This window comes from Stenotrophomonas sp. SrG (assembly GCF_050031795.1).
In the GTDB taxonomy this organism is placed as follows: Bacteria; Pseudomonadota; Gammaproteobacteria; order Xanthomonadales; family Xanthomonadaceae; genus Stenotrophomonas; species Stenotrophomonas rhizophila_A.
Window position 1 is genome coordinate 1 of record NZ_JBNBBE010000658.1, and the last position, 249, is coordinate 249.

Sequence of the window (249 nt, forward strand, 5' to 3'; positions counted from 1 at the left end):
GGCCGGCTTCGACCACCCGCCCCGCACCTGGGACGAGTGGAACACCATGATCGCGGCGATCAAGAAGATGCAGGGTCCGGACCGCTACGCGGAGCTGATGCCGATCAACGAGTTCGAGCAGCAGCTGTCCTTCGCCCTCCCGCAGCCCGACCCGCTGCTGCGCGACCACGATACCCGCGGCAACGTCCGCAGCCCCGGCTTCCGCCGCACGTGGGCGTTCTACGAGAACATGTTCGCCCAGGGCTGGGC

1 pseudogene is annotated in these 249 nt (G+C 68.7%); it reads left to right on the plus strand.

Annotated features, from left to right (window positions below):
- A pseudogene (locus ACQG3P_RS21205) lies at window positions 1–249 on the plus strand (ABC transporter substrate-binding protein); the annotation flags it as partial.